Below are 21,539 nucleotides of genomic sequence, written 5' to 3'. Positions count from 1 at the left end.
GTGGACCACTTCTGTGGCAGGCTGTCCGTAATCTCTTCAGCCGAACCCGCCGCCACCTCTGCGAACCACCGCGACGGCGCCAAAAACAACACGACAATCTCCGCGCACGACTAACCTAGCGCAGATGGGCCTATGCCTGGGTGCTGGCGGAGATCATCCTCGGCAGCACGCGCATCTCGCTGATGATGAAAGCCCTCGCAGAGGCGAAGCGGGATCGGCGGGCGCCGGTGAACGTCGCGCCAATCTGGGCCGGGCTATCATCGGTCATCCTGATTTCCGCCGGCTGCTATCAATGCGTCGCGTCCGGCATCATGCCGCTGGTTTTGATGGCCGGCATCGGGCTGGCGAATCTCGTCGGCGGCATCGCCTCGCGCAACGCCGGGACGCCGCGCTACGGCATCCTCCTGATCTGCATCCTGACGCTGCCCTTCGCGCTAGCGACGATGCTGTCGCCGGTCCCGTTCCTGTTCATCATCGGGCTGCAAACGCCGGTCTACACGGCGGGGATGATCTTCCTGCTGCTGGAGAACCACAAGATCCTGCTCGACCTCCACCTCTCGGAGCGCAACAACCGCCTGATGGCGCATCACGACCTGCTCACCGGCCTGCCCAATCGCGCCCTCAACCAGAAATTTTTTGCCGAGATGCTCGACGGCCCATGGCCGGACGCGGCGTCGGCGACCTCGAAGCTCACCGTGTTCTGCGTCGATCTCGACGGCTTCAAGGGCGTCAATGACAGGTTTGGACACGCAGCGGGCGACGCCGTTCTCGTCGCTGTGGCGAAGCGCCTCTGCGCCAGCGTGCGCGGCGCCGATGTGGTGTGCCGCATCGGCGGCGACGAGTTTGTGATCCTGCTGCCTGATATCACGGACGACGAGGCTGCCGCAGTGGCCCAACGGATCATCGCGCGTGTGGCCGAGCCATTCGAGTTTGCCCCGGCGGCCCGCGTCGGAGCCAGCATTGGCCTCGCGTCGGCGCCGCGCGACGGCGTGACCGCCGACGATCTGCTGAGCGCCGCCGATCGTGCAATGTACGAAGCCAAGCGCCGCGGCAAAGGCGCTTTTGTTATCCACGGTGCCACTGTCGAGCCGGTCTCGCTTGTCCCCGAAGCGATACCTTTCTTGCCGGCGCCGAAAGCTCCCGCCCTGGCCTGCTAGAAACCGCCGGCCTTTTGATCCGCACCGACCTCGGCACCGGCGCGCGCACGGCGGGCGCTGCTTGCCAATTGCCCTGGCCGGTCGTCGTGGTTCGGCTTCGCGGTCGCAAGCCGCAGCACCGCGGCGTAACTCGGTTGCACCTCCATGCGGCCCGCGTGCCGGCTCTCGCTCAGCAGGCGGTGAACCTTCGGCAGATTGTAGCAGGGCACGTAAAACAAGAGATGATGTTCGAGGTGATAGTTCACGTAGTACGGCGCGATGAACAGGCGCTCGAGAAAATTGGCGTAGGTGGTGCGGGTATTGCGCAAGGGATCGCTGCTGTCAGGGACGACAGCGTGCTCGGCGATGTTGCGGATGCGGGTGATGACCATCATCCAGGTCAACAGCGGCACCAGCCATAGCAGCGGATAGGCCCACCACACGCCGGCCAATGCGAGTGCCGCGAGCATCACGCCATTGACGAGGCATTGCGGGCCGAGCTTCTCCCGGAAATGCGCCGCGCGCTGCCGGAACGGCCAGTCCTTCGGCCCGAGCGCGTTGAGCAGTTGCGCCTTGCGCTGCTGGTAGCCGGTCTGCCCGGTGATGTCGCGGATGAACTTGCGGCGGTAGCTCAGCTTCGTGATCGGAAACGGCGCCGACAGCACGAGATCAGGATCATCCTCCTGCTGGGTGCGCGCATGATGCTGAAGGTGATAGCGCCGATAGCTGCGCGTCTCCGCGAAGAGTGGATAGGCGCAGAACCACTGGCTCAGGGTCAGATTGGCTTTCTCGTCGGCGGACAGGCAGCCATGCGCGCCGTCATGCATGAGGATCGCGAGCCCGAGCTGGCGCGAGCCGATGATGGCGACGGCGAAGATATAGGTGATCGGATTGGGCCACCACGCGACCAAGGCGATTGCGACGATGATGAGCGCCCAGGCATGAGCGATCAGCGCGACGCCTTTCCACGTCACGCGTTGGCGCAGGTCGGCGAGTTGATCGTCGGTCAGGAAATCGCGGGCACGCATGCGAAGCGCGGTCATGGCCTAACCCTCCTCATTCGAATGACTTGATGCGTCGCGCTCGTCGACGAGACGCAAACGCGCCGTGTCATCAGTGGATTTCGCCTGCTCGCCGAGAACGCGCAGCATCTCCGCGCAGAGTGCCTCGGGCGAACGGCCCATGGCGTAGCCCTCGAGGATGACGCCGATGGCGACGGCCCAGAACCGCCGCGAGCTTTCGTCGGGCGCACGCAGGGAGCGCCAGCCGTGCCGCTCAACCTGACTTGCATAGGCCCGCGCGCCTTCACTATGCAGACGCTCGATGGTGCGCTCGACCAGCGGCGCGAGATCCTGGCGCCGCCGCGTCAGCGTCAGCGCCTCGGCGAAGAAGGCCACCGAATCGTTCGCCGTCACGGTCTCGGCCAGCGCATGGGTGTATTCCCGTGGCGTGCGCGCCTTCAGCGCCGCCTGCTCCGTCGCCCGCGCCAGATACAGGAGCTCGCGGCAGGCGCATTCGACGAACAGCGCCTCCTTGGTGCGGAAGTAATAGGTAATCTGGCTCGGGAATGCGTCCGCGGCGGCCGCGATGTCGGTGATCGCCGTGCCCGACAGCCCCCGCTCCCGAAACAGCGGGCTCGCGGCATCCAGCAGCAGTGAGCGCATTTTGCGGCCGGCCGACCGCGTGGCACGGGCGGCGTGCTTGGGGTCACCAGCCGCCTCAAGCGGCTCCTGGGCCGACTTTTCTGCCATTGGGTTCGCTCCGCTGATTTATTTGTATGACATACAAACAAATAAATCAAGCCGGTATGGTATTCGGCGGTGGATCCGGCCGCCCGCATCGGGGCCGTCCGCGCCGAAAACGCCGCCCGCAACCTTGCCAAGTCAGCCAAAATCCGTATAAGGCGCGCATCCGCAGACCCCGGCCGGGAGCTGAACGGACGGTCTCAGCGAATCATTCGTGATTTTGGTGTGGCAGGGCCAGTCGGCCCGTCGTCCCGTGCTTCCGCCTTCTGAGCTTAATCCCAGAGTCCTTTCCGAAGGCCTCTTAAGGGCTTGACGCCGGGCGATGCGCCAACATGAGGAAAGGACTTCCATGGCTCTCTATGAGCATGTTTTTCTCGCGCGCCAAGACGCGAGCACGCAGCAGGTCGAAGAGCTGACTGCGCAGATGACCGGCATCGTCGAGGGTCTCGGCGGCAAGATCACCAAGACCGAGAATTGGGGCGTTCGCTCCCTCACCTACCGCATGAACAAGAATCGCAAGGCGCACTTCGTGCTGCTCAACATCGACGCGCCGTCTGCGGCGATCGCCGAGATCGAGCGCCAGGAGCGCATCAGCGAAGACGTGATCCGCTATCTCAGCGTCCGCGTCGAGGAGCTCGAGGAAGGTCCGTCCGCGATGATGCGCAAGGCCGACCGTGACCGCGAGCGTGACGACCGTGGCGGCGGCTTCCGTGGCGATCGCGAAGGCGGTGGCTTCCGTGGCGACCGCGAGGGTGGTTTCCGTGGTGGCGATCGCGACGGTGGCGGCTTCCGCGGTGACCGCGGCCCGCGCCGTCCGCGCGAAGAAGCTGAAACCCCGACGACCACGACGGATGCGGAGTAAGATCAATGGCTGAAGCTGGTGCACGCCGTCCGTTTTTCCGTCGTCGCAAGAGCTGCCCGTTCACGGGCGCGAACGCTCCGAAGATCGACTACAAGGACTCCAAGCTGCTGATGCGTTACGTCTCCGAGCGCGGCAAGATCGTGCCGAGCCGCATCACCGCGGTGTCCGCGAAGAAGCAGCGTGAGCTCGCCCGCGCCATCAAGCGCGCGCGGTTCCTGGGCCTGCTGCCCTACGTCATTCGCTAAGACGAACTCGGCCGGCGGTGATATCGCCGCCGGCCGTACTGCCTAGTTTCTCATAAGGCTTCCGGGTCGTCCGGTCGCCGATGGTTGGGGCGAGATGCCTCTAACCGCTCGAAGGGAGCGGGACAGCTGATGATGGCCTTTGGACTGATAGCCCTGATCGCCGGCGCTGCGTCGGCCCTGATGTTCGCCTCGATCGTTTCGGGCGCGCTGATCTCGCTCGTCCTGTTCTATCTCGCTCCGCTGCCGCTGATGGTCGCCTCGATCGGCTGGGGACCGCTTTGCGCGAGCTTCGGCGGCATCGCCGCCGCGGTTGGCCTCGGCGCCCTGTTCGGCCTGCCCTATTGCATCGCCTTCGCCGTCACCGTCGCATTGCCGGCCTGGTGGCTCGGCCATCTCGTCCTGCTCAGCCGGGGGGGTGGACCCGTCGCGCCGGAGGCCGCCGCCGAGCCGCCGGCCGAGCCCGAGCTCGAGTGGTATCCGGTCGGCCGCATCCTGCTGTGGATCGTGGGCTTCGCCACGCTGACCACGATCGCCGCCCTGCTCACGCTCGGCACCGACGCCGAGACCATCACCGGCACGCTGCGCCGGGGCCTGATGCGCCTGCTCCGCGCCGCCGACCCGCAGACCTCCGGCGAGATGGACCAATTCATCGACGCGCTGGTGCGGATCGCGCCGGCCGCCGCCACCATCGTCGCGATGATGACGCTCACCCTCAACCTCTGGCTCAGCGCCAAGGTGACGGCGACGTCGGGCCGGCTGCGGCGCCCCTGGCCGGACATGATGACGGCGGAGCTGCCGCCGATGACGCTCGTGGCGCTCTGCATCGCGCTCGCCTTCTGCTTCACCGGCGGACTGCTTGCGATCGTCGCGCAGATCGCCACGGCGGCGCTGATGATGGGATACGCGCTGACCGGCTTTGCCGTGCTGCATACGCTGACGCTGGCGCTGAAGAGCCGCACCTTCTGGCTCGGCTCGACCTACGCCGTCGTGGTCGTGTTCGGATGGCCCGTCATCGCAATGGTGATCCTCGGCCTCGCGGATGCCGTGTTCGGCTTCCGCGAACGCTTCCTGCGTACGCGCCAGCCGCCGCCGCTGCCGACCCCTTAACTTCAAGTTCGAAATTCCAACTCACTCAACACATCAAAGGAGAACGAATATGGAAGTCATTTTGCTGGAACGCGTCAACAAGCTCGGTCACATGGGCGAAGTCGTGAAGGTTCGCGACGGCTATGCCCGCAATTTCCTGCTCAAGCGCGGCAAGGCGCTGCGCGCCACCGCAGACAACCGTGCCAAGTACGACGGCATGAAGGCCGACCTCGAGGCTCGCAATCTTGAGTCCAAGGGCGAGGCGTCCAAGGTCGCCGAGAAGATCCAGGGCAAGAACATCATCGTGATCCGTCAGGCTTCGGAAGCCGGCCAACTGTTCGGCTCGGTCAACGTGCGCGACATCGTCGTGGCGTTCGAAGCCGACGGCGTTTCGCTGTCCCGCCCGCAGGTGCAGCTCGACGCGCCGATCAAGACCATCGGCAAGCACACCATCACGGTCGCCATCCACCCCGAGGTCGAGGTCGAGATCAGTGTCACCGTGGCGCGCAGCCAGGACGAGGCCGAGCGCATCAACCGCGGCGAGGACATCTTGAGCCGGAACGAAGACCGGGATGCTGCGGCCGAAGCGATCGCAGCCGCCGGCGAGTTCTTCGATCCGGAAGCCCAGCAGGACGAAGCCGAGCCGGCGCCGGCTGCGGAAGAGACCGAGAAGTAAGCCTCGCGTTCGCGCAGGCTTTCGAAGCCCGGTCGCCTCAGGCGGCCGGGCTTTTCGTTTTGGCGGCGACGTCCTCGCTCAGCATCGAGATCGACGCGAGCGCCGTTGCCGTATGCTTCTCGACGCCGTCGCTGACACAGAACACGTCGGCGGCGACCACGGAGACCTGACGCCCCGGCTTGATCACCCTCGCCCGGCAGATCAGCTTCTCGCCGATCGCGGGCGACGACAGATTGAGCTTGTATTCCGCCGTCAGCGCCGGCTGGCCGCGCGAGGTCGCGGCTGCGATCGTCGTGGCGTTGTCGACCAGGAAGGCGGTGACGCCGCCATGGAAGAAGCCGTGCTGCTGCAGCAGCTCCGGCCGGCGTTCCACCGCGATCGTGCAGGTGCCGCGCGACAATTCGGACAGCTCGGCGCCGACCAGATTCATAAAACCCTGCCGGCCGACATTGGCGTGGATGCGCTCGGCGATCGGTCCGAATTCGGGATCTGCTTCAGCTCGCATGATGCCTCTCCTTATTGCTCGTTGATGGGTTCGGGCGGCCGCAACGCCCGAACGGCGCAGGCGACCAGCGTATCGGCCTCGGCGCGCGGATCGGCGCGGTCGCGTCCCGACAGGAACGCGCGGCAAAAAATCTGCGCCGGCCCGATGAGCTGGCTGACGAACATCACCAGCGTCATCGGCAAGAGCTCTCCGCGCGTGACCAGCGGTGTGCGCCAGCGTTCGATGCCTTCGGCAAGGCGCGCATTCTGCGCGCGCTGGGCGTCGCGCACGTCTTCGCCCCATTCGCTGCGCGAGATCTCGAAGAGATAGCGCGCCTCGCGGCGGCTGGTGACGACCCAATCGAGATGCGCCCGGATCAGGCGATCGATCCCCTGCCCGGCATTGGGGACAGGGTCGAGCGCGGCCAGCATCGCGGCGTGATAGTGCCTGAGCACCTCCAGGAACAGCGCACCGGCCAACTCCTTCTTCGAGCCGAAGACGTGGAAGAAGCTGCCATTGGAGGCGCGCGCCCGGGCGCGGATTGCGACCACTGTGGCGGCTTCGAAGCCAACGCGGTCGAAGACGAAAAGCCCCGCCGCCAACAAATCGTCGCGCACGCTCGCCGCCATGGACGCCTCCTAGAGATGAACTCTAGAGTGACACTCTAGTCATGGTCAAGACGACGCCAAGGCCGCGCTAAGCGCGGCCTTGGCAAGTCGATCGGAAAAATGTGGGTCTCTTACCGCGAAATGGGCGGTGCCGGCGGGCCGGACGATTCTGCCGGCACCGCGGGTGGAGCCGCAGCGGTCGCGGGCGGCGCCGGCTCCTGCGGCTTCGCTACCGGTTCGGAGCTCGCGGCAGGCTTGGGGGCTGTCTCTTCCGCCGGCTTGGGCGCAGCTGGTTCGGCGGGCTTCGCGGCGGCCGGTGCAGCCGGCGTCACCTGCGGCACCGGATCGGGCCGCAGCGCCGGAGTATCGCTGCCACGCGGCTCAATCTTGGCGCTCTCCGGCTTGGCCTCGGCGGGCTTCTCAGACGGCTTGCTGCCTTCAGGTTTGCTGCCTTCGGATTTGGGCTCGCCGGAGTCCACCTTCGCGGTCTCGGGCTTGGACTCAATCTTCGGCTCACTCTTCTTGTCGTCTGCCGCCGGCGCCGCGGCGTCGACCTTCGGCCCCTCTTCACTCTCAGGCTTGCCGCGCTTGCCGAGACGCTTGGCCTTGCGCCCTTCGGGGGCGGCCTGGCCCTCGGGCTTAGCGCCTTCCTTCGCTCCTTCTTCGGCCGGCCGCGCAGCACGCTTCTGACGCGTGCCCTCGGCCGTGGGAGCGGCACCCTCGCCTTCCGGCTTGGCGGACTCCTGGGAACGTTGCCGGCGGCCCTGATGTTCAGGGGACTGCGCGGGATTGGTATTGGCTTCCTTGTCCTTGTCCTTGTCCTTGGCGCCGTCCTTCTTGTCCTTGCCGTCCTTGGCCTGGTAGCGGGTGTCGGTGGCGCCGTTGGAGACGAGGTAGGAGGCGAGCACGCCGGCCATGTCGGGGCTGGTCGTGTAATGCTGACGCAGGAAGCCCGGCAGCGAGCCTGGCGCCACTGTCTTCAACAGGCCGCGCGGGCTCTTATGACATGCATTGCAGGTCTGCGCGAAAAGCTGGGATGGGGCCTTGCCGGCCTCGAGGTTCGTTGCCTGCGCAAGAACGGTATCGGTCGCGCCGAAGCCGATCAGAAGCAATACCGTCGCGAGGCTGAGCGCTCGGCTCGACATTCCCATTATCTCCATTGAATTCCGAGAGGTGCAGCCGGCAGGCGGCGCGGCGGCGGGTCACCTTTTATCCGATTGAGCCGCGAATGGAAGCAGGCTCCACGCGCAAGGATGTGATTAAGCGCTTTTCGAATATCGGCCGTGCACACAGCGCCATGGAGGGCCGGAACGTCCTGCCTACATTTGGATGCAAACGCATAGGAACCGCTGCGGCGCCCGTGCGTCGAATGTGAAGGCCGGGTGAATCGCATCTTTCGGGTTCGCCCCAGGAGGAAGGTGTTGATGGACCGCTTGTTGCGTAGATTCCTGACTCAATTCATCCGCCGCGGGTCGATGACGGTGACCGGCGCCAGCGGATCGAAGTTCACCGTCGGCGACGGCTCAGGCCGCCCGGTCACGGTGCGCTTCGTCACCGCGGACGCAGAGCGGAAGATCCTCATCAATCCCGAGCTCGGGCTTGGCGAGGCTTATATGGACGGCGAGTTCGTCGTCGAGCACGGCACCATAGCTGATGCCCTCGCGATCCTGCTCGATCAACCCGACCTATTGCCGCAGTGGGCAAAACCCTGGTGGCACCTGCGATACCTGACGCGGCACCTGAAGCAATTCAATCCGCGCCCGCGCTCCCGCAGCAACGTCGCACACCATTACGATCTCGATGCGAGGCTCTATTCGCTCTTCCTCGACGCCGACAAGCAATATAGCTGCGCCTATTTCGAGACGCCGGCGAGCACGCTCGACGATGCGCAGCTCGCCAAGAAACGACACATCGCCGCAAAGCTGCTCCTCAAGGGCGGCCAGCGCGTGCTCGACATCGGCTCGGGCTGGGGCGGGCTTGGGCTCTATCTCGCCGAGATCGCAGGCGCTGACGTCACCGGCGTCACGTTGTCGACCGAGCAGTTGCAGATCGCCAATGCGCGCGCAGCCGAAAAGGGCCTGACCGGATCGGCCAAATTCCTGCTTCAGGACTATCGCGACGTCGCCGGTCCGTTCGACCGCATCGTCTCGGTCGGCATGTTGGAGCATGTCGGCGCCCGCTTCTACGACACCTACTTCCAGCGCTGCGCCAAGCTGCTGGCCAAGGACGGCGTCATGCTGCTGCACTCGATCGGCCGTTCGCAGGGCCCGGACTCCACCAATCCCTGGATCGCCAAATACATCTTTCCCGGCGGCTACATCCCCGCTCTCTCGGAGGTGCTGCCGGCGATCGAGCGAGCGGGCCTGCTGGTCTGCGACATCGAGATTCTGCGCCTGCATTACGCCGAAACGCTGAAGGCATGGCGCGAGCGCTTCATGGCGCGGCGCGAAGAAGCCGTGCAGCTCTATGACGAGCGCTTCGCGCTGATGTGGGAATTTTATCTGGCAGCCTGCGAGATGACGTTCCGCAAGCAGGACATGATGAATTTCCAGATCCAGCTCACCCGGCGTCAGGGCGTGGTGCCGATGACGCGCAACTACATCGCGCACGAAGAAGCCCGGCTGCGGGCTGTCGAAACCGGCGCCAATCCCAGGCTGAAGCTGGCTGGTGAATAAGTCCTAGTGACGCAGGGTCGAAATCGGAGCGGACCGGAATGAGGCCGTTAAGGCCAATTGCGCCCGCAGTGCCGTCAGGATTTCGGGTGCGACCGGCTGGCAGCGCACATCAGGCCGCGTCGCGTGCTCCATGGCCGCGATCAGCCCTGACAGCCAAAGCCGGCTGCCTGCCTCGCTCCGCCAAATCTGGGGCTGCCGTTCCGGCCGCATCGCTTGCCTCATCTGCCTGTTGGCGGTTCGCGGGGACAATCCCCCGCCCACTTGCCTGTTCCGGCTCTACCCCCGAAAGAAACCGGGGAGATGTGATCTGCTTCACATAAGTCTCGTCGGCCCCGGCTTAGACCGTCGCCATGAGCAAAGAGACCCAAACCTCATTCGACGTGCAGGACGACCTCCGCACCGATTACGCCCTGATCGTCACCGGCGTCGGGGCGGCCCTGGTTGCACTGGTCTACCTCCTGCTGGTCTGAACCGAGCCGAAAGCGCCAGCGTGCGTCATTTCGCGCGCGTCTCGATACGTCTGCCCGCCAACCCATTAGGTTCACTTCATCCGGCGTTTTCCGTGGCGCGGTAGCGGCTGCTTCCAGGCCGCGCCCTGGTTCCACGAAAATCCGTCAAGCGCGGCGCGTGCTGCGGCGGCCAATCATCCACCATTTTAATGATCGGTTGATAGCGGCCAGCTTTTGCTTCCGCTTTGGGCTGAGGCGGCGCTTTATCCCGGCCCCGCATCCGCCCCAGAAAATTGCTATCGCTCGACCATGGCCCTCACTGATTCGAACGTTCTCAAACTCGCGCCGGAATCCGGAACCCCCGCCTATCGAAGCGCACCGCACAATATCGAAGCGGAACAGAGCCTTCTGGGCGCGATCCTGGTCAACAACGACGCGTTTTACCGTGTCTCCGACTTCCTGGAGCCGAAGCATTACTTCGAGCCGCTGCACCAGACCATCTTCGAGACCGCCAGCAGCCTGATCCGGATGGGCAAGATCGCGACGCCCGTCACGCTGAAGACCTTCCTGCCCGCCGACACCGATGTCGGCGGCATGACCATCGGGCAATACCTGGCGCGCCTCGCCGCCGAAGCGACCACCATCATCAATGCGCAGGATTATGGCCGCACCATCTACGATCTGGCATTGCGGCGCGACCTGATCGGCATCGGCGAGGACATGGTCAATGTCGCCTATGACGCCCCGGTCGACTTCGCGCCGCGGGCGCAGATCGAGGACGCCGAGCGCCGCCTCTACGAACTCGCCGAATCCGGCCGCTACGACGGCGGCTTCCAGAAATTTTCGCAGGCGCTGACGCTCGCGGTCGATCTCGCCGCGAAAGCGTTCCAGCGCGACGGAAAGCTGTCGGGCATCTCGACCGGCCTGCGCGACCTCGACACCAAGATGGGCGGGTTGCAGCACTCCGACCTCATCATCGTCGCCGGCCGCCCCGGCATGGGCAAGACGTCGCTAGCAACCAACATCGCCTACAACGTCGCCCAGGCCTACGTTCCAGAAGTCCAGGCCGACGGCACCATGAAGGCCGCCCATGGCGGCGTCATCGGCTTCTTCTCCTGCGAAATGTCGGCCGACCAGCTCGCCACGCGTATCGTGGCCGAGCGCACCGGTATCCCCTCCTCGTCGATCCGCCGCGGCGGCATCTCTGAGGCCGATTTCGAGAAGATCCGCGAGGTTTCGATCGAGCTGCAATCGCTGCCCTTCTATGTCGACGAGACCGGCGGTCTCTCGATTGCGCAGCTGATGGCGCGCGCCCGCCGGCTGAAACGGCAGAAGGGCCTCGACCTCATCGTCATCGACTACATCCAGCTCTTGTCGGGTTCGGGCAAGCGCAGCGAAAACCGCGTTCAGGAAATCACCGAGATCACGACCAGTCTGAAGGCCCTGGCCAAGGAGCTCAGCGTGCCCGTGATTGCGCTCTCGCAGCTCTCGCGCCAGGTCGAGTCGCGCGACGACAAGCGGCCGCAGCTCTCGGACTTGCGCGAATCCGGCTCGATCGAGCAGGACGCCGACGTCGTGCTGTTCGTCTACCGCGAGGAATATTACCTCGGAAACAAGGAGCCGCGCCCCGGCACACCCGAGCACGAAAAATGGCGCCTGGACATGGATCTTGCGCATGGGAAGGCCGAAGTCATCATCGGCAAGCAGCGCCACGGCCCGACCGGCACCGTCGATCTGGCCTTCGAAGCGTCGGTCACACGATTCGGCGACCTCGCGCCGGACAGTCAAGTGCCGGACCGCGGCGGCGGCGACTACTGAGTTCCCTGGGTTGAACCTGACCGGCCTCTTGCGTAAAACGGCGCCATGACAATGGCGTCCGACCCGAAAATGATTCCGCAATCCGGCCTTCTCTCCGCGGAGGCCAATCAGGCTGCTGCGCTTGCTGCCTTCGGCGGCGTGCTCACCGTCGATCTCGACGCCATCATCGCCAACTGGCGCAAGCTCGAGAAGACGGCGGTGCCGGCCGAATGCTCGGCGGTGATCAAGGCCGACGCCTATGGCTGCGGCGCCGAGCAGGTCGCGCGTGCCCTGAACAAGGCCGGCTGCAAGACCTTCTTCGTCGCCACCATCGAGGAAGCGCGCAAGGTGCGCGCGGCGGTACCGGAGCCTACGATCTACGTACTCGGCGGCTATTTCCAGAACACCGGCGAGCACTACGCCCAGATCAACTGCCGCCCGGTGATCGGCGATCTCAACGAGCTTGCCGAATGGGACGTGTTCTGCCGCCGCTCCGGCTGGACCGGAGGGGCGGCCGTTCACATCGACACCGGCATGAACCGGCTCGGGCTGACGCTTGCGGAAGCGCAGGCCATCATCCCCCGCATCAACGCCGGCGACCACGGCATCACGCTGGTGATGAGCCATCTGGTCTCGGCCGAGCAGCTCAACAGCCCCGTCAATGCAAAACAACTCGCGGCCTTCCGCGGCATCGCCAGTGAATTCTCCGGCGTGCCGGCGGCGCTCGCCAATTCCTCTGGCGTCTTCCTCGGCGCACCCTTCCAGTTCGACCTGGTGCGGCCGGGCGCCGCGCTCTACGGCGTCAATCCGACGCCGGAGGCCGACAATCCGATGCAGCCGGTGGTTGACCTCAAGGCCCGCATCGTGCAGATCCGCAACGTCGAGCGCGGCGAGAGCGTCGGCTATGGCGGCACCTGGACCGCACGGCGGCCGACGAAACTGGCGATCATCGCGGTCGGTTATGCCGACGGCTATTTCCGCGCCGCAAGCTCCAGTGACGGCACCCGCGGCGCCGAAATCATCGTCGCCGGAAAGCGTTGTCCGGTCGCGGGCCGCGTCTCCATGGACCTGATCGCGATCGACATCACCGATCTGCCGCCGAACGCGGCGCGGCGCGGCCACATGGTGACGCTGCTCGGCGAGGGCATCACCGTCGACGAGCTCGCGCATCATTTCGGCACCATCGGCTATGAGGTGCTGACCAGCCTCGGCCGCCGCTACGCCCGCATCTACAAGGGCGGCAACGTGGTGGAGCCGCTGGCCAAGTCGGCTCCCGCGACTGCGGCAGAGCAACCACCCTCCCCGCCGTCGGTCGAGCAGGCAACGAACCCGCCGCCGCTGCCGAGCTGAGCTATCAGCCGCTTATTTCTTTTTCCTGCTGTCCAACGCCGTCTTGCAGGTTGCGCTGAGCTTGTCGCGCTTGCCGTTGAGGCAGGCGACGATGCCGCCACCGGGCGCGATGCCGGCGCAGAATTTGTCATAGTCCGCCTTGCACGCGCCGCGCGGATCGGATGATTGTGCCGAGGCGACCCCGGAGAACGCAACGGCGACGACGATAACGGCAAAGCTCAACTTGGACATTGTTTCTCCGGTAACGGAAGGCAAGAGCCGGTAGCTCTACATGAAGATCGCGACATTCAACATCAACAACATCAATCGCCGCCTGCCCAATCTGTTGGCATGGATGCGAACGGCGAAGCCTGATGTCGTTGCACTTCAGGAGTTGAAGGCAAGCGATGGCGAATTTCCGGCGGCCGCCATCGAAAAGGCCGGTTACGGCGCAGTGTGGTGTGGACAGAAGACCTGGAACGGCGTCGCCATCCTGGCCCGCAATGCCGAGCCCATTCTCACCCGCGATCGCTTGCCGGGAAAACCTGGCGATCACGAAGCCCGCTACATCGAGGCGGCGGTTCGCGGCATCATCGTCACCAGCATCTACCTGCCGAACGGCAATCCGCAGCCGGGGCCGAAATTCGACCACAAGCTCGACTGGTTCGCCCGCCTCAAGCGCCACGCGAAAAGTTTGATCAGGCAGGATCTGCCTGTCGTGCTCGCCGGCGACTACAACGTCGCGCCGACGGAGATCGACATCTATCCGACGCGCTCGTGGGACAAGGATGCCTTGATCCAGCCGAAGAGCCGTGCGGCCTTTGCGGCGCTGGTGGCACAAGGCTGGTGTGACGCGATCCGCGAACTGCACCCGGACAAACGCATCTACACCTTCTGGGATTACAAGCGGAACCGCTGGTCGCGCGATGCAGGCCTGCGGCTCGATCATCTCCTGCTCAGCCCTGCTCTGGTCTCGCGCCTGGCCAAGGCGGGCGTCGACAAGAACATCCGCGGCGAGGACGGCGCGAGCGATCATGCGCCGGCGTGGGTGGTGCTGAATTAGCGTTGATGTCGTAGAGCCTCTGAGCCGAATTGGCTCACAGGCTCTACGAACTATCGCCCGTAATACTCTTGCACCGTGTCCCACGCCGCCTTTTGCAGCAGCTGCGTCGTCTCCGGATCCAGTCCCATGTTGTAGGAATTGCCGACCGGCGAGCGGCCCGTCAGCGCAGCGAGCGTCACGCACGTCGCCAGATACGTACCGGCGGGACTCGGGTGCCGCTTGTCCGCCGCATACAGATTGAGCTCCGGCTGGAGTTTTCGCACGCGCGCGAAAGCCAGGCCTGCGGGGATCACCAGCGCATCATTGGCGTTGCCTGCGATCGTATAGGCCTCGGCCAACGCTTCCGTCATCTCGGGCCTGTCGGCATAAGCCCAGGACATGAACAGCACCGGCCGCATGCCGTGGGCGCGGACGATCTCGCTGTCCTTCTTCGCGAAGGTCGCGAACGCGTCCTTCAATTGCGGATGGATCGGGCACTGGCTGCAATCCATCATCACGACGGCGTCGAACTGCCTGCCCGGCTTGTTGAAGACGACGTTGTTCTGCTCGTCGAACGAATAGGCGCCGATTCCGCCCTGCCGCAGCAGATTGTCCATGTCGTGCCAATCGAGGCCGGAGCCGCCGATCGTTGCCATGGTGTTGCGATAAGCCGCCTTGTTTTCAGGATCCGCAGCCCGCTCCATGAAGGAGAGATGCCCGGGCATGCCGTTGTTGTAGTAGAAGAAGCTGTTGCCGACGAACAGCGCGGCCTTGGGAAAATCCGCTCCTGATGTCGTGACCTTGGGCTTGGTCTGCGCCTGTGCATTGAAGCCGGCTAAAACGGCCAGACACATCGCGAGCATCACTCGCGCGAAAAGACGCATCATCGGCTTCCTCCCCTTTTCTATCGGGCCCGAAACAAATCAGCTTTTCAAGAGAGCCTCAAGAGGACGGGCGTGCAGCAGACATGCGTGAGACCGCCTGCTCACCACAAATTCTTGCCGTCGATCATGTTCACCGGCACGGCCTCCAGATCGAAATCGTCGAACAGGCGCGCGTTGACGCCGACCCTGGGATTGTCGAAATCGGGCTTGCCGGTCGACCAGTCCGGCGACTCCGAATAGGTGCCGCAGCCGCAGCTTGCGCAGAAATGGTGTTTGACGGTGCGGCTGCCCCAGAGATAGGTCGCGACGTTGTCCGCCGGCGACAGCAGCCGAAACTGCGCCGGCGTGTAATAGGCCCACAACGCGCCGCGCTTGGCGCAGAGCGAGCAGGTGCAGCGGGTCACGCTCGAGGGCGCCTCCGTCACCTCGAACACCGTCTCCCCGCAATGACAGCTTGCCTCGATCGCCATGACCCGCTCTCCGTTTTGTCAGGAGATGGTCGTAGCCGGACCCTGCTGCCAACATGCTGTCAGCAGCGCGCAGCCGGCCTTGCCCACCAATGTGCTGCGAGCACCGACTTGCCGCGCCAACCAAACAAAAACATGGAAAACAACCCCATGCACAGTAGCCGATCGCTGTCGGATCAATGCCTTACGCATGTGTCCGTAGATGCGATTTGACACGTCGGGCAAAACACCTGCACGATATCATCATCGAGAAATTGCCCTGCTCGGTTCCCTTGGCCTTCCTCTTCGTCCTCACCGTCGGCCTCATCGCAGGCACCATTTCCGGCATCGTCGGCACGGGCTCGTCGATCATGCTGATGCCGGTGCTGGTCTATGCCTATGGACCGAAGGAGGCCGTCCCGATCATGGCGGTGGCCGCCGTCATGGCCAACTTCTCGCGGATCCTGGCCTGGTGGCGCGAGGTCGACTGGCGGGCCTGCGCGGCCTATTCGGTCACGGGCATTCCGGCCGCAGTGCTCGGCGCCCGGACGCTGCTGGCCCTGCCCTCTCATGCCGTCGATCTTGCCATCGGCGTCTTCCTGATCGCCATGGTGCCGGTGCGGCACTGGCTGGCACGGCACGATCTCAAGGCCAATCTCTGGCATCTCGCCATCGGCGGCGCGATCATCGGCTATCTCACCGGCATCGTCGTCTCCACCGGCCCGCTCAGCGTCCCGCTGTTCCTGTTCTATGGCCTGTCCAGGGGCGCCTTCCTCGCCACCGAGGCGGCGTCTTCGCTCGGGCTCTATTTCGCGAAATCCGTGACCTTCGAACGTTTCGGCGCGCTGACCGGCGATGTGTTCGTCAAAGGCCTGGTCGCAGGATCGTCGTTGATGGCCGGCGCCTTCATCGCAAAGCGCTTCGTGCTGCGTCTGAAGCCCGAAATGTTCCGCGTGGTGATGGACGCGATCATGATCGCGGCCGGCCTCTCCATGCTGTGGAATGCGACGCAGCCTTAGCCGCGCTGGCGCTCAGACGGCAAATTCGGGCGCGATCGACGGGCTATCCTCGAGGACGTGGCTCTGGTGGGCCGGCTGTTCCTCGAGCCATAGCAACACGGCCTCGAGCGGCTGCGGTCGATGATAGAGAAAGCCCTGCCCGAGCCTCACGCCCATCTCGCGCATGGCCCTGGCCTGCTCGCTGCGCTCGATGCCTTCGGCCACCAGGGTGAGCCCCAGCGTGCCCGCGAGCGACGCGATGACGCCAACGATCGCCTTGTCTTCCGCACTGTCAGGGATCTCGCTGATGAACGCCTTGTCGATCTTGACCTTGTCCAGGGGAAACCGCCTGAGATGGGCGAGCGAGCTGTAGCCCGTGCCGAAATCGTCGAGCGCGATGGTGGCGCCCAGGCGCCGCAGGCGGTGCAGCGTCTCGGATGCGCTGGCGATGTTGTTGATCAGCGATCCCTCGGTGATCTCAAGCTCCAGCAATGATGCCGCGACATCGAAGCGCGCACAGGTCGCGCGCAGCTCGGCCGCGAGCGAATGGTCGGCGAGCTCGGACGGCGGCAGATTGATCGCGATCCGGATATGCGGTCTGCCGGCCGCAGCCAAACGTTGCAGCGCGCGGCAGGCGTCGGTGAGCACATAGCGCGTCAGCCGCGCATTGTTGCCGCTGCGCTCGATCAGCGGCAGAAATTCGCCCGGACCGATCACGCCACGTTCCGGATGGCGCCAACGGATCAGCGCTTCCAGGCCGACGATTTCGTGGCTTTCGAGATCGACCTGGCTTTGATACCAGACCTCGAACTGCCCCTCGGCGAAGCCTGTGGGAATGGCGAGTTCGAGATCCCGGCGGCGGCGATAGTCGCGCTGGAGCGCTTCGTCGAGCACGGCAACGGTGCCGGGCGCCTTGCTCTTGGCGTGGTAGAGCGCAATGTCGGCGAGCGCCGGCAGGTGCGAAAGCTCGGAATCTCCGGCGCGTCGCACGGCAAGGCCGATGCTGGCGCGCGGCACGACCTGCTTGTCGTGCAGCCGGATCGGCTCGGAAATCGTATCCAGCAATTGGCGCGCAAACCTCTGCGCGGTCTCCTCGTTGCTGACCTCGGGTCGGATCACGACGAATTCATCGCCGCCGAGCCGGGCCACCCAATCTTGCGGTTCGACCGCACCACGAAGGCGCTCGGAAATCTGCACCAGGAACTTGTCGCCGGCATCATGGCCAAAGGTGTCGTTGATGCCCTTGAAGTCGTCGAGATCGATGAAGCAGAACGCGATTAGCGCGTCCGGCGAGCCGGCATCGTTGCTCAAGCTCACCAGGTGCTCGGACAGCGAGCGGCGATTGGGCAGCCCCGTCAGCGGATCGTGCGCGGCCATGTGGCCGAGCCGGTCGAGCGCACCCGACGTCGTGTGCTGCATGGCGTTGAAGGCACGCGCGAGCTGGCCGAATTCGTTCGAGGATTTGACCTCCGCCGGATAGGCGCGGCCGTCCTGTTTGCTGCGCTGGATCGCGGACATCATTGCCGCCAGCGGCTTGCCGATGAAGATGTTGGCGGAGATCCGCATGGCGATCAGCGTCGCAAGCGTTGCGAAGAGGCCGACGACCAGCAGCAGCACCAGCCGGCTGCCCGTGTCCGCATAGAGCGCCGCATGCGAATAGGCGATCACGATGTGGCCGGCCTGAACGGCCATGTTGCCGTTGCTGTAGTTGATCGGACGCGAGACCTCCGTGACCGCCTGCCCCGCCGGGCGCGCCACCACGCGGGCAATCGCTGTGCCGGTATCGTCGTAAACGGCCGCCGCGGCGATGGTCTCGTCGTGCATGATCTCGTTGAGCACGCCCGTGACCTGGTCGTAACGCATCTTCCAGAGCGGTTCGGCGATCAGCTCGGCGCGGCTCTCGGCGACGCGGGCGATGCGGGCGTCGAGCTGCCTGATCTGCGACCAGAAGCTCGAGGCCTCGACGCCGGCGGAGGCGAGCAATTGTACCAGCAGCAGAACGGGCACAGTGGCCCAGATCATCGCGCGGACGACCGAGCGCAAGCGCGGCGGCGCGGACTGCTGCTTGCGATCCGGATCGGTCATGTCGTCACCGTTTCGCATCAGTCAGCAGCGCCTTCCAGAGGCGCCAGCGACGAGATGAGCGCATCGACGGAGAAGTCGTACTGGCCGCAGCGCCCTGCCTTGGCCCTGAAACGCGCGAAATCGATCCGGTCAAAGGCGCGCGTCCTGATGAGGTCGCCGACTGCAGCGAGGTTATCGCGCGTGATCGCAGACGTCCTGACCTCAACGCGGGGTGATGCGGCCGCGAAATCGCAGCCGTCGGCGTAGTCGCGCAGCAGAACGATCGACCAGCCGCCGAGCAGGAAATGCCCGCCGTCGGTCAGGAGCAGACGGCCCGCCTTGATCTCGCGCAGCGCTTCCTCCGACCAGTTGAGGCCGACCACCTGGATGTTCCGACCGGGCATGAGACCGGCAGCGATCACCGCGCGAAGCGCACCGAGCGCCATCGGATCGTTTCCGGCCCATATGCCGGCAGGCCGGATCTCCTTGCGCGCGGCCCAGCTCAGATAATTCGCGGTGACATGCTCGGCCTCCGACTGCGTCCAGTTGGCGAACAGCATCCGATCCACCACGACGTCGGACGCGGCCTCCACGGCGAGCTTGAGACCCGCGTTGCGGGCGATCGAGGCCGGCGTGATCTCGTCGCCGCCGATGCCGAGAATGTGAATCTTGCCGTCCGGGCTCTGCCATTTCTCGGCACGCGCCGCGCCGATCAGGGCATTGGCCATCCGCGCGCCCGCGGTCTGAAGATCCGTCGTGATGTCGCCGAGCCAGGTCTTGAGCTTTTGGCGCGGCGGTCCAAGACGCGCCGCGTCGTCGCCGATCAGCGTGTTCGACAACAGCAGCGTCCTGACCCCGGCAGCCTCGGCCGCCTCCAGAATCGGGACGGCCGCGGATTCCTCGTTCGAGAGAATGAGGAAGTCGGGCTTGTCGGGACGAGCCACCACGCCGAACCCGAGCTCCTGCATGGTGCGGTAATTGCGCTCGCTGGACAGCACCTCGACATGCGCGCCGAGCTTGCGGCCGGCGGCCTGCATGGTCTGCGAGACCATGTCCCAATAGACTTCACCAGTCTTGCCCGGGTTCACGAAAACGACGGTGAGAGGCTTCGCGTCGGCCGCAACAGCACCGCCAAGCGGCATAAGAACGCCGCAGGCCATGCCCACAGCGAGCAATATACGCAAAAGTCCCGTCATTCGTTTCGCCATCCCGTATTGGTTCCGTAACTGGACCCGCGTCTGCTAACATTTGGCAAAGTCCGGCCGGACGCGGCGGCATAGAGCTAACAAAGGGTGTATCAGGCGTGCCGAATTGCGATATTCGGGATGCGGCCGGGCTCGCTCTCTCGAGCCGTCATTCCGTGCTATCAGCAAACCCGAAACCCACGACTCGCTGTCCCCAGACTCGCTGTCCCCATGGCCAAGAACACGCTTTCCTTCGTCTGTCAGAATTGCGGCGCGGCCTATAACCGCTGGCAGGGCAAGTGCGAGTCCTGCGGCGAGTGGAATACGCTCGCCGAGGAGGACGCGACCGGCAGCATTCCGGTGTCGATCCGCTCCAAGCGCAAGGGACGCACGTTTGCCCTGGAGAGTCTGGCGGGGAAAACCCAGGACGCACCTCGCCTGTCGTCCGGCATGACCGAGCTCGACCGCGTCACCGGCGGCGGCTTTGTCCGCGGCTCGGTGCTGCTGGTCGGCGGTGATCCCGGCATCGGCAAATCGACGCTACTCACGCAGGCGACGAGCCTGATGGCGCGTGCCGGACATCGCATCGTCTACATCTCCGGCGAAGAGGCCATCGCCCAGGTGCGCCTGCGCGCCGAGCGGCTCGGGCTTTCCGATGCGCCGGTGCAGCTCGCCGCCGAAACCTCCGTCGAAGACATCGTCTCGACCCTGTCGGAAGGCGCAGTCCCACGGCTGATCGTGATCGACTCGATCCAGACCATGTGGACCGACACGGTGGAATCCGCGCCCGGCACGGTCACCCAGGTGCGCGCCTCGGCGCAGGCGCTGATCCGATTCGCCAAGAAGACCGGTGCGGCGATCATCCTGGTCGGCCACGTCACCAAGGACGGTCAGATCGCCGGCCCGCGCGTGGTCGAGCACATGGTCGATGCCGTCCTGTCCTTCGAGGGCGAAGGCTCGCAGCAGTTCCGCATCCTGCGCGCCGTGAAGAATCGTTTCGGCCCGACCGACGAGATCGGCGTGTTCGAGATGACGGGCCTGGGCCTGCGCGAGGTCACCAACCCGTCCGAGCTGTTTCTGTCGGAGCGCGATCTCGGCACCCCCGGCACCGCCGTGTTCGCGGGCATCGAAGGCACCCGACCGCTTCTGGTCGAATTGCAGGCGCTGGTGGCGCCAACCTCGCTTGGCACTCCGCGCCGAGCCGTGGTCGGCTGGGACCCGAGCCGGCTCTCGATGGTGCTCGCGGTGCTGGAGGCCCATTGCGGGGTCAAGCTGTCCGGCCACGACGTCTATCTGAACGTCGCGGGCGGCCTGCGCATCCACGAGCCGGCAGCTGATCTGGCCGCCGCGGCGGCGCTGGTGTCCTCGCTGGTTAATGCGCAGTTACCCACCGATGCGGTCTATTTCGGCGAGATTTCGCTCTCCGGCGTGGTCCGCCCGGTGGCGCAGACCCCCGCCCGGCTCAAGGAAGCGGCCAAACTCGGCTTCCAGCGCGCTGTGCTGCCCGAATCGGCCCGGGGCGAAGCCGGCGGCGACGCCGGGCTCACGCTCAACGCGATCAACAGCCTGACGACCCTGGTGGCCGAGATCGCCGCTCGTGGCTCCCGCCGGGGCGAATCGAACGCGCCGGCGGAGAAAAATGCCACACCGGCAAGATTCCGCCGTGGAGAGGGTTAGGTGGAGGTGACGTTTGCCGCCCTCGCCGCTATACAGCCGTCACAAAAGCAGCATGGGATTGCGTGGTTGCGGCCTTGCCGGGAACGTCGTCTGGCCCTCACTTGGGGCGGCGGCCAAACACCGATTCGCTGAGCACCTTTGAAGTACGAGCG

The 21,539-nt window shown here is 65.1% G+C and carries 21 protein-coding genes; 11 read left to right on the top strand and 10 right to left on the bottom strand.

The annotated features are described in order from the left end of the window. Positions 1-140: 140 nt before the first annotated feature. The gene (locus QCM77_RS40060) at positions 141-1,157 is read left to right on the top strand and encodes a diguanylate cyclase domain-containing protein (RefSeq protein ID WP_279668031.1); all 1,017 of its coding nucleotides are present in this window, start codon (positions 141-143) and stop codon (positions 1,155-1,157) included. Here QCM77_RS40060 and QCM77_RS40055 read toward each other — a convergent pair. Both QCM77_RS40055 and QCM77_RS40050 read right to left on the bottom strand, forming a co-directional pair. Beyond that, complete coding sequence (locus tag QCM77_RS40055) at positions 1,154-2,179, bottom strand: fatty acid desaturase family protein (RefSeq protein WP_280096474.1); 1,026 nt, start codon at positions 2,177-2,179, stop codon at positions 1,154-1,156. The two genes, QCM77_RS40060 and QCM77_RS40055, sit on opposite strands and share 4 nt — an antisense overlap. Before the next feature lie 3 nt (positions 2,180-2,182). Beyond that, a complete protein-coding gene (locus QCM77_RS40050) occupies positions 2,183-2,887 on the bottom strand; it encodes a TetR/AcrR family transcriptional regulator C-terminal domain-containing protein (RefSeq protein ID WP_280096473.1) in 705 nt (234 codons plus the stop codon). Between the two features lie 343 nt (positions 2,888-3,230). Between QCM77_RS40050 and rpsF the strand changes: the two genes are divergently transcribed. The 4 genes from rpsF to rplI all read left to right on the top strand — a co-directional run bounded on the left by rpsF (position 3,231) and on the right by rplI (position 5,750). Beyond that, complete coding sequence (gene rpsF / locus QCM77_RS40045) at positions 3,231-3,743, top strand: 30S ribosomal protein S6 (RefSeq protein WP_279668034.1); 513 nt, start codon at positions 3,231-3,233, stop codon at positions 3,741-3,743. Positions 3,744-3,748: 5 nt separating this feature from the next. Further along, positions 3,749-3,988, top strand: a complete 240-nt coding sequence (gene rpsR, locus QCM77_RS40040; protein WP_007592020.1) for a 30S ribosomal protein S18 — start codon at positions 3,749-3,751, stop codon at positions 3,986-3,988. A 129-nt stretch (positions 3,989-4,117) separates the two neighbouring features. Continuing rightward, positions 4,118-5,095, top strand: a complete 978-nt coding sequence (locus tag QCM77_RS40035; RefSeq protein WP_280096472.1) for a DUF2232 domain-containing protein — start codon at positions 4,118-4,120, stop codon at positions 5,093-5,095. A 49-nt stretch (positions 5,096-5,144) separates the two neighbouring features. After that, entirely contained in the window at positions 5,145-5,750 is a 606-nt protein-coding gene (gene rplI, locus QCM77_RS40030) for a 50S ribosomal protein L9 (protein WP_280096471.1), read from the top strand. Between the two features lie 37 nt (positions 5,751-5,787). Here rplI and QCM77_RS40025 read toward each other — a convergent pair whose 3' ends face one another. The 3 genes from QCM77_RS40025 to QCM77_RS40015 all read right to left on the bottom strand — a co-directional run bounded on the left by QCM77_RS40025 (position 5,788) and on the right by QCM77_RS40015 (position 7,987). Continuing rightward, on the bottom strand, positions 5,788-6,255 hold the full coding sequence (locus tag QCM77_RS40025; RefSeq protein WP_280096470.1) for a PaaI family thioesterase: 468 nt from the start codon (positions 6,253-6,255) through the stop codon (positions 5,788-5,790). A gap of 11 nt (positions 6,256-6,266) precedes the next feature. Then, entirely contained in the window at positions 6,267-6,863 is a 597-nt protein-coding gene (locus QCM77_RS40020) for a TetR/AcrR family transcriptional regulator (RefSeq protein ID WP_280096469.1), read from the bottom strand. A gap of 110 nt (positions 6,864-6,973) precedes the next feature. Beyond that, complete coding sequence (locus tag QCM77_RS40015; protein WP_279668039.1) at positions 6,974-7,987, bottom strand: hypothetical protein; 1,014 nt, start codon at positions 7,985-7,987, stop codon at positions 6,974-6,976. Positions 7,988-8,266: 279 nt separating this feature from the next. Between QCM77_RS40015 and QCM77_RS40010 the strand changes: the two genes are divergently transcribed. The 3 genes from QCM77_RS40010 (at position 8,267) to alr (ending at position 13,113) form a co-directional block, all read left to right on the top strand. Continuing rightward, positions 8,267-9,517 carry a cyclopropane fatty acid synthase gene (locus tag QCM77_RS40010; protein ID WP_280096468.1) on the top strand — a complete coding sequence of 417 codons (1,251 nt, stop codon included), beginning with the start codon at positions 8,267-8,269 and terminating at the stop codon, positions 9,515-9,517. A gap of 758 nt (positions 9,518-10,275) precedes the next feature. Continuing rightward, a complete protein-coding gene (locus tag QCM77_RS40005; RefSeq protein ID WP_280096467.1) occupies positions 10,276-11,784 on the top strand; it encodes a replicative DNA helicase in 1,509 nt (502 codons plus the stop codon). A gap of 51 nt (positions 11,785-11,835) precedes the next feature. After that, a complete protein-coding gene (gene alr, locus QCM77_RS40000) occupies positions 11,836-13,113 on the top strand; it encodes an alanine racemase (RefSeq protein WP_280096475.1) in 1,278 nt (425 codons plus the stop codon). Positions 13,114-13,125: 12 nt separating this feature from the next. Here the strand turns inward: alr and QCM77_RS39995 are convergent, their stop codons facing one another. Continuing rightward, positions 13,126-13,344 carry a hypothetical protein gene (locus tag QCM77_RS39995; protein WP_279668042.1) on the bottom strand — a complete coding sequence of 73 codons (219 nt, stop codon included), beginning with the start codon at positions 13,342-13,344 and terminating at the stop codon, positions 13,126-13,128. Between the two features lie 40 nt (positions 13,345-13,384). On the opposite strand from QCM77_RS39995, the gene QCM77_RS39990 reads away from it, so the two are divergent. After that, positions 13,385-14,155, top strand: a complete 771-nt coding sequence (locus QCM77_RS39990) for an exodeoxyribonuclease III (RefSeq protein WP_279668043.1) — start codon at positions 13,385-13,387, stop codon at positions 14,153-14,155. A gap of 50 nt (positions 14,156-14,205) precedes the next feature. Here QCM77_RS39990 and QCM77_RS39985 read toward each other — a convergent pair whose 3' ends face one another. After that, the gene (locus tag QCM77_RS39985; protein ID WP_279668044.1) at positions 14,206-15,021 is read right to left on the bottom strand and encodes a DUF4886 domain-containing protein; all 816 of its coding nucleotides are present in this window, start codon (positions 15,019-15,021) and stop codon (positions 14,206-14,208) included. A gap of 98 nt (positions 15,022-15,119) precedes the next feature. Next, positions 15,120-15,488: a GFA family protein gene (locus QCM77_RS39980; protein WP_279668045.1), complete on the bottom strand. Its 369-nt coding sequence runs from the start codon at positions 15,486-15,488 to the stop codon at positions 15,120-15,122. Between the two features lie 269 nt (positions 15,489-15,757). On the opposite strand from QCM77_RS39980, the gene QCM77_RS39975 reads away from it, so the two are divergent. Then, complete coding sequence (locus QCM77_RS39975; RefSeq protein ID WP_279668060.1) at positions 15,758-16,483, top strand: sulfite exporter TauE/SafE family protein; 726 nt, start codon at positions 15,758-15,760, stop codon at positions 16,481-16,483. Between the two features lie 12 nt (positions 16,484-16,495). On the opposite strand, the gene QCM77_RS39970 is transcribed toward QCM77_RS39975, so the two are convergent. Together QCM77_RS39970 and QCM77_RS39965 are read right to left on the bottom strand one after the other, a co-directional pair. Then, positions 16,496-18,565 carry a putative bifunctional diguanylate cyclase/phosphodiesterase gene (locus tag QCM77_RS39970; protein ID WP_279668046.1) on the bottom strand — a complete coding sequence of 690 codons (2,070 nt, stop codon included), beginning with the start codon at positions 18,563-18,565 and terminating at the stop codon, positions 16,496-16,498. After that, a complete protein-coding gene (locus QCM77_RS39965; RefSeq protein ID WP_279668047.1) occupies positions 18,565-19,722 on the bottom strand; it encodes an ABC transporter substrate-binding protein in 1,158 nt (385 codons plus the stop codon). Before QCM77_RS39965 ends, QCM77_RS39970 begins: the two co-directional genes overlap by 1 nt. Positions 19,723-19,941: 219 nt before the next feature. Here QCM77_RS39965 and radA point away from each other — a divergent pair, with 219 nt between their 5' ends. Beyond that, a complete protein-coding gene (gene radA, locus QCM77_RS39960) occupies positions 19,942-21,387 on the top strand; it encodes a DNA repair protein RadA (RefSeq protein ID WP_279668048.1) in 1,446 nt (481 codons plus the stop codon). Positions 21,388-21,539 lie beyond the last annotated feature (152 nt).

Source organism: Bradyrhizobium nivariense (genome assembly GCF_029846695.2).
GTDB lineage: Bacteria > Pseudomonadota > Alphaproteobacteria > Rhizobiales > Xanthobacteraceae > Bradyrhizobium.
The sequence above is the reverse complement of the archived record's forward strand: the minus strand, read 5'-3'. Positions and strand labels throughout refer to the sequence as shown.

Coding starts and splice junctions, on each gene's coding strand:
- QCM77_RS40055 (WP_280096474.1), bottom strand. CDS start 2,179: ATGACCGCGCTTCGCATGCGTGCCCGCGATTTCCTGACCGACGATCAA.
- QCM77_RS40050 (WP_280096473.1), bottom strand. CDS start 2,887: ATGGCAGAAAAGTCGGCCCAGGAGCCGCTTGAGGCGGCTGGTGACCCC.
- rpsF (WP_279668034.1), top strand. CDS start 3,231: ATGGCTCTCTATGAGCATGTTTTTCTCGCGCGCCAAGACGCGAGCACG.
- rpsR (WP_007592020.1), top strand. CDS start 3,749: ATGGCTGAAGCTGGTGCACGCCGTCCGTTTTTCCGTCGTCGCAAGAGC.
- QCM77_RS40035 (WP_280096472.1), top strand. CDS start 4,118: ATGATGGCCTTTGGACTGATAGCCCTGATCGCCGGCGCTGCGTCGGCC.
- rplI (WP_280096471.1), top strand. CDS start 5,145: ATGGAAGTCATTTTGCTGGAACGCGTCAACAAGCTCGGTCACATGGGC.
- QCM77_RS40025 (WP_280096470.1), bottom strand. CDS start 6,255: ATGCGAGCTGAAGCAGATCCCGAATTCGGACCGATCGCCGAGCGCATC.
- QCM77_RS40020 (WP_280096469.1), bottom strand. CDS start 6,863: ATGGCGGCGAGCGTGCGCGACGATTTGTTGGCGGCGGGGCTTTTCGTC.
- QCM77_RS40015 (WP_279668039.1), bottom strand. CDS start 7,987: ATGTCGAGCCGAGCGCTCAGCCTCGCGACGGTATTGCTTCTGATCGGC.
- QCM77_RS40010 (WP_280096468.1), top strand. CDS start 8,267: ATGGACCGCTTGTTGCGTAGATTCCTGACTCAATTCATCCGCCGCGGG.
- QCM77_RS40005 (WP_280096467.1), top strand. CDS start 10,276: ATGGCCCTCACTGATTCGAACGTTCTCAAACTCGCGCCGGAATCCGGA.
- alr (WP_280096475.1), top strand. CDS start 11,836: ATGGCGTCCGACCCGAAAATGATTCCGCAATCCGGCCTTCTCTCCGCG.
- QCM77_RS39995 (WP_279668042.1), bottom strand. CDS start 13,344: ATGTCCAAGTTGAGCTTTGCCGTTATCGTCGTCGCCGTTGCGTTCTCC.
- QCM77_RS39990 (WP_279668043.1), top strand. CDS start 13,385: ATGAAGATCGCGACATTCAACATCAACAACATCAATCGCCGCCTGCCC.
- QCM77_RS39985 (WP_279668044.1), bottom strand. CDS start 15,021: ATGATGCGTCTTTTCGCGCGAGTGATGCTCGCGATGTGTCTGGCCGTT.
- QCM77_RS39980 (WP_279668045.1), bottom strand. CDS start 15,488: ATGGCGATCGAGGCAAGCTGTCATTGCGGGGAGACGGTGTTCGAGGTG.
- QCM77_RS39970 (WP_279668046.1), bottom strand. CDS start 18,565: ATGCGAAACGGTGACGACATGACCGATCCGGATCGCAAGCAGCAGTCC.
- QCM77_RS39965 (WP_279668047.1), bottom strand. CDS start 19,722: ATGACGGGACTTTTGCGTATATTGCTCGCTGTGGGCATGGCCTGCGGC.
- radA (WP_279668048.1), top strand. CDS start 19,942: ATGGCCAAGAACACGCTTTCCTTCGTCTGTCAGAATTGCGGCGCGGCC.